The 5,054-nt window shown below is 62.1% G+C and carries 7 protein-coding genes; 1 reads left to right on the forward strand and 6 read right to left on the reverse strand.

All coding sequences use genetic code 11. The annotated features are described in order from the left end of the window. Together OQK_RS19540 and fnr are read right to left on the reverse strand one after the other, a co-directional pair. The coding region (locus OQK_RS19540; protein ID WP_016773864.1) for an adenine phosphoribosyltransferase at positions 1-368 on the reverse strand (368 nt) is incomplete at its 3' end. Between the two features lie 75 nt (positions 369-443). Then, positions 444-1,178: a fumarate/nitrate reduction transcriptional regulator Fnr gene (gene fnr, locus OQK_RS19545; protein WP_016773865.1), complete on the reverse strand. Its 735-nt coding sequence runs from the start codon at positions 1,176-1,178 to the stop codon at positions 444-446. A 154-nt stretch (positions 1,179-1,332) separates the two neighbouring features. Here fnr and OQK_RS19550 point away from each other — a divergent pair, with 154 nt between their 5' ends. Next, positions 1,333-1,815 carry a hypothetical protein gene (locus OQK_RS19550; protein ID WP_016773866.1) on the forward strand — a complete coding sequence of 161 codons (483 nt, stop codon included), beginning with the start codon at positions 1,333-1,335 and terminating at the stop codon, positions 1,813-1,815. On the opposite strand, the gene hemN is transcribed toward OQK_RS19550, so the two are convergent. The 4 genes from hemN to OQK_RS19570 all read right to left on the reverse strand — a co-directional run. Continuing rightward, positions 1,812-3,194, reverse strand: coding sequence for an oxygen-independent coproporphyrinogen III oxidase (hemN, locus tag OQK_RS19555; protein WP_016773867.1), 1,383 nt, complete (start codon positions 3,192-3,194; stop codon positions 1,812-1,814). The two genes, OQK_RS19550 and hemN, sit on opposite strands and share 4 nt — an antisense overlap. A gap of 197 nt (positions 3,195-3,391) precedes the next feature. Next, the gene (locus OQK_RS19560; protein ID WP_016773868.1) at positions 3,392-4,075 is read right to left on the reverse strand and encodes a sulfite exporter TauE/SafE family protein; all 684 of its coding nucleotides are present in this window, start codon (positions 4,073-4,075) and stop codon (positions 3,392-3,394) included. Further along, positions 4,068-4,280, reverse strand: a complete 213-nt coding sequence (gene ccoS, locus OQK_RS19565; protein WP_016773869.1) for a cbb3-type cytochrome oxidase assembly protein CcoS — start codon at positions 4,278-4,280, stop codon at positions 4,068-4,070. The genes OQK_RS19560 and ccoS overlap by 8 nt, the downstream gene beginning before the upstream one ends. A 23-nt stretch (positions 4,281-4,303) precedes the next feature. Then, positions 4,304-5,054: HAD-IC family P-type ATPase (locus tag OQK_RS19570; protein WP_157221959.1), on the reverse strand; the 751-nt coding region annotated here is incomplete at its 5' end.

Raw genomic sequence — 5,054 nt, forward strand, 5'->3', positions numbered from 1 at the left:
TCGAACATCACCACCGAATCGCCTTCACACAGGCTGTCGGCGTGCACTTCCAGAAACGCTTCGCCGTACTCGGTCGCATAACCTTCGGCCAGTACGTCCGCCGGCAGTTTGCCTTGCTTGCGGAACAGCACCAGCGGCTTGTTCAACTGATAGGCCAGTACCGAACCGATCAGAAAACCACGGGCATCCATGGCGCCGATGTGGGTGAAGTCGGCTTCGACGTAGCGATGGGCGAAGCTGTCCATCACCAGGCGCAGGGCCGTCGGCGACTGGAACAGCGGGGTGATGTCGCGAAAGATCACGCCCGGTTTCGGGAAGTCGATCACGGGGCGGATCAGGGATTTGATGTCGAAGGAGTCGAAGACCATCGGGGTGTCCTGGCAGGGCTGCAAACGGCGCAGTATACCCGCGGCTGAAACGATTCGCTCAACCGCGGGTCGTGATCAGCCTTCGATCGAGCCGCCGGCCAGCGCACACAGCTGGATCGGGTCGAGGATGTGAATCTCTTTGCCCTCGGCGGCGATCAATTCGTTCTGCTGGAAACGGGTGAACACCCGCGACACGGTTTCCACCGCCAGGCCCAGGTAGTTACCGATCTCATTGCGCGACATGCTCAGACGGAACTGATTGGCCGAGAAGCCGCGAGCACGGAAACGTGCCGACAGGTTGACCAGAAAAGTAGCGATGCGCTCGTCAGCGGTCTTCTTCGACAGCAGCAACATCATTTGCTGGTCGTCGCGGATCTCGCGGCTCATCACCCGCATCAACTGGCGGCGCAGTTGTGGCAATTGCAGCGCGAGTTCGTCGAGGCGTTCGAAGGGAATTTCGCAGACCGAAGTGGTTTCCAGCGCCTGGGCCGAGACCGGGTGTTTTTCGGTGTCCATGCCCGACAGGCCAACCAGTTCGCTTGGCAGGTGGAAGCCGGTCAGTTGCTCTTCGCCGGCATCGCTCAGGCTGAAGGTCTTCAGCGCGCCGGAGCGGACTGCATAAACGGAATCAAAGGTGTCGCCCTGGCGGAACAGGAACTCGCCCTTCTTCAGCGGGCGGCCGCGTTTAACGATTTCGTCGAGCGCATCCATGTCTTCCAGATTCAGAGAAAGTGGCAGGCAGAGCGGGGCCAGGCTGCAATCCTTGCAGTGGGCCTGGTTGTGAGCGCGCAGTTTGACTGGCTCGGACATTTCTTCAATCCTTGTGGGAAAACACACATAAGCCGTAAGGGTAACCCACGGAAGGACATTCAGGCCAGCACGCGGCGGCGTTGTCCTACAGACATAAAGCCGCAGCACCGCCGGCCGATAACCCACTATCAGTACTCATCCAAGGAAGGCCCCGATGACCGCCATTGGCACGCTAAGCCCCGGTAGCAGCGGCATTGCTGCTTCGCCGGAGGTAACCGGTCCCGACGCTGCAATCGACCGCGACGACGCCTTGTCGAATACGGCAACCCCGACCTTGGTCGAGGGCGTCAAAGTGTCGCTGTCCGGCGCGGCCATCGCCAAATCCGCCGCTGTCGGCGGCGAAAACAGTGACATCGACAACAGTGGCTTGCCGGAGAACATCCAGCAGTTGCTGAAGATGATTCGCAAGATCCAAAAAGAAATCATCGAGAAAAAAGCGCGCATGGCGGCGGTCATGTCAGACAGAACCCTCTCCAACGAGGAAAAGATTAACAAGCTCGCCGCATTACGTGGCGCCATCGCCGCCCTCAACAGCGGCCTGATCACCGCCAACCTTTCCTTGTCGAAGGTCATGAACCAGTCGGCGCTCAATCCTGACCAGAACCTCAAGGTCGGCTCGTTGCTGACCAAGCCTTAAATCACTCGGGAGAAACGCTGGCGGTTCTGCTGCTCCAGGTACGCATCGAAGACCATGCACACCGAGCGAACCAGCAATCGACCCGCCGGCAACACCTCGATGCGCTCGCGCTCAAGCCTGATCAGGCCATCCTCGGCCATACCTTGCAACTGCGGCCACAGCGCGCCGAAATAGCCCTGGAAATCGATGTTGAACTGCTGCTCGATCTCGGCGAATTCAAGTTTGAAATTGCAGATCAGTTGCTGAATCACTGCGCGGCGCAAGCGGTCGTCGGCGTTGCACACCAGGCCGCGACTGGTCGCCAGCTGCGCGCTGGCCAGGCTGTTCTGATAGGCAGTGAGGTCGCTGTTGTTCTGGCAGTACAAATCGCCGATCTGGCTGATCGCCGACACCCCCAGACCAATCAGGTCGCAATGGCCGTGGGTGGTATAGCCCTGAAAGTTGCGCTGCAGGGTGTGTTCTTCCTGAGCGATCGCCAACTCGTCATCGGGCAGGGCGAAGTGATCCATGCCGATGTAGCGGTAGCCGGCAGCGGTCAGTTGCTCGATGGTGCGCTGGAGCATCTCCAGTTTGTGCGCAGGGCTCGGCAAGTCGAGACTGTTGATCCGCCGTTGCGGCATGAAGCGTTCTGGCAGGTGTGCGTAGTTGAATACCGAGAGGCGATCCGGTTGCAGACTGATCACTTCCTCGACGGTGCGGGCGAAATTGTCGGGCGTCTGCTTCGGCAGGCCGTAGATCAGATCGATGTTGATCGAGCGAAATTGCAGGGTTCGCGCCGCATCGATCACCGCGCGGGTTTCTTCCAGACTTTGCAGGCGATTGACCGCACGCTGCACCGCCGGGTCAAGGTCTTGCAGGCCAATGCTGACCCGATTGAAACCCAGTTCGCGCAGCAGGCCCATGGTCGACCAGTCGGCCTCGCGCGGGTCGATTTCGATGCCGTAATCGCCCGAGTCATCGTTGAGCAGATTGAAATGCTTGCGCAGGTGCGCCATCAACTGACGCAACTCGTCGTGGCTGAGAAAGGTCGGTGTGCCGCCACCGAAATGCAGTTGCTCGACGGTTTGCGCCGGGTCGAGGTGGCAGGCAATCAACTGGATTTCCTGCTCGAGCCGTTGCAGATAAGGCTGCGCACGGCCGCGATCCTTGGTGATGACCTTGTTGCAGGCGCAGTAGTAGCAAATGTTCGCGCAGAACGGCACATGCACGTACAGCGACAGCGGCCGCTGCGCCTTGCGGCTGTCGCGCAGGGCGTGGAACAGGTCGAAAGTGCCGACCTGACCGTGAAATTGCACGGCGGTCGGGTACGAGGTGTAGCGTGGCCCCGCCAGATCGTAGCGGCGGATCAGATCAGAGTCCCAACGAATGGCGTCGAGCATGCGGGCATTCCCCCGGATAGGCTGGCAGTGTGGCGAGTCTAGGGGAGGGCGTTACAGGGCATCTTGATTTGCATCAACGGCGAGGATTTGTGTTGTTCGTGCGGGCGTCTTCGCGAGCAGGCTCGCTCCCACATTGGATTTGCAGCGTACTCAAGACCTGTGAAAGCGAACCTGCTCGCGAAGGCCGCGTCACACATTTAATGGCCCATGAGCCAATGCTGATGCGGGCCGGGAAGGGTCCATAAGCCAAACAGAATCACCAGCAAGCCACCCGCCATGCGCACGCTGCGTTTGCGCAGGATCGCCGTGACCCGTTCAGCCGCCAGCCCGGTGGCGAGCAGCACCGGCCAGGTGCCGAGGCCGAAAGCGAGCATCAGCAACGCACTGTCCAGCGCATTGCCCTGACTCGCGCTCCACAGCAAGGTGCTGTAAACCAGCCCGCACGGCAGCCAGCCCCATAGCGCACCGAGCAGCAAGGCGCGGGGCAGGCTGGAAACCGGCAGCAAGCGATTCGCCAGCGGTTGAATGAAGCGCCACAAGCCACGCCCGAGCGCTTCGATACGGGTGAGCCCGCTCCACCAACCGGCCAGGTACAAGCCCATGGCAATCAGCAGCAACCCGGCCAGTACGCGCATGAACAGCGCCGCCGGGCTGTTGGCGACTGCCCAGCCGGCGAGGCCGATGAGCAATCCCGCCGTGGCATAACTGAGAATCCGCCCGAGGTTATACGCCAGCAACAGACGAAAGCGCCGGCTGCGCTGCTCCTTGGGAATCGCCAGGGTCAGCGCGCCCATCAGGCCGCCGCACATTCCCAGACAGTGGCCGCCTCCGAGCAGGCCGAGGATCAGCGCCGAGACCAGCAGGGGCGCCAGTTCAAGCATGGGGCGGCACCTTGTCGTCCGGTTTGCCGGCGTTGGCTTCGTCCACCGCGGCGGTGTGGTTGGGGTCCTGATCGTCAAAAAGGATGCTGTGTGCCGGGCCGTCGAGGTCGTCGTACTGGCCGCTGTCCACCGCCCAGAAGAAGATGTACACGGCGATGGCGACGATGAGCAAGGCAGCGGGAATCATCACGTAGAGAGCTGGCATCGGTAACTCCAGGCCCGCGCGGCTCAGGCCGGCAGCGGGCGGGTTTGGGTCGGGCTGCCGGCGGCCGGCGCGCTCGGCAGGCGAGTCAGGCGCAGGGCGTTGAGCACCACGGTCAGCGAACTGATCGACATGCCGACCGCCGCCCACACCGGAGTGATCCAGCCGAGGGCGGCGAACGGCAACATGAGGCCATTGTACAGCGCTGCCCACAGCAGGTTTTCGATGATTACCCGGCGCGTGCGTCGCGCCAGCGCGAAGGCCTGTACCAAGGCGTCGAGGCGGTTGGACAGCAACACCGCATCGGCGCTGGTTTTCGCCAGATCGGTGGCCGAGCCCATGGCCACGCTGATATCGGCCGCAGCCAGCACCGGCACGTCGTTGACGCCGTCACCAAGCATCAACACTTTGCGTCCTTCCTTGTGCAGTTGTTGCAGCACTTGCAGTTTGTCATCGGGGCGCAAGCCGCCACGGGCCTCGTCGATGCCCAGTTCGGCGGCGACACTGGCGACCATCGGCGAACTGTCGCCGGACAATAGCAAGGTGCGCCAGCCCCGCGCTTTGCAGGCCGCGAGCAGGGCGGGAGCGTCGTCACGCAGACGATCATCGAGCACTAGCCACGCCAGCGGCCCGTGGGTGTCAGCGAGCAGCAGCCATTGACCGGCTTCATCGGGCATCGACGGCAGCGCCGCGCCGCTGAGGGCACAGGCAAATTCGGCCTGACCGATGCGCAAGCGTTGCTCACCGACCACGCCTTCAAGGCCCAAGCCGGGTGTG

The sequence above is a fragment of the Pseudomonas sp. R62 genome (assembly GCF_000257605.1).
In the GTDB taxonomy this organism is placed as follows: Bacteria; Pseudomonadota; Gammaproteobacteria; order Pseudomonadales; family Pseudomonadaceae; genus Aquipseudomonas; species Aquipseudomonas atacamensis.

What these genes read in the sequence shown, in the direction of transcription:
- fnr (WP_016773865.1), bottom strand. Translation starts at nt 1,178, where the DNA reads ATGTCCGAGCCAGTCAAACTGCGCGCTCACAACCAGGCCCACTGCAAG.
- OQK_RS19550 (WP_016773866.1), top strand. Translation starts at nt 1,333, where the DNA reads ATGACCGCCATTGGCACGCTAAGCCCCGGTAGCAGCGGCATTGCTGCT.
- hemN (WP_016773867.1), bottom strand. Translation starts at nt 3,194, where the DNA reads ATGCTCGACGCCATTCGTTGGGACTCTGATCTGATCCGCCGCTACGAT.
- OQK_RS19560 (WP_016773868.1), bottom strand. Translation starts at nt 4,075, where the DNA reads ATGCTTGAACTGGCGCCCCTGCTGGTCTCGGCGCTGATCCTCGGCCTG.
- ccoS (WP_016773869.1), bottom strand. Translation starts at nt 4,280, where the DNA reads ATGCCAGCTCTCTACGTGATGATTCCCGCTGCCTTGCTCATCGTCGCC.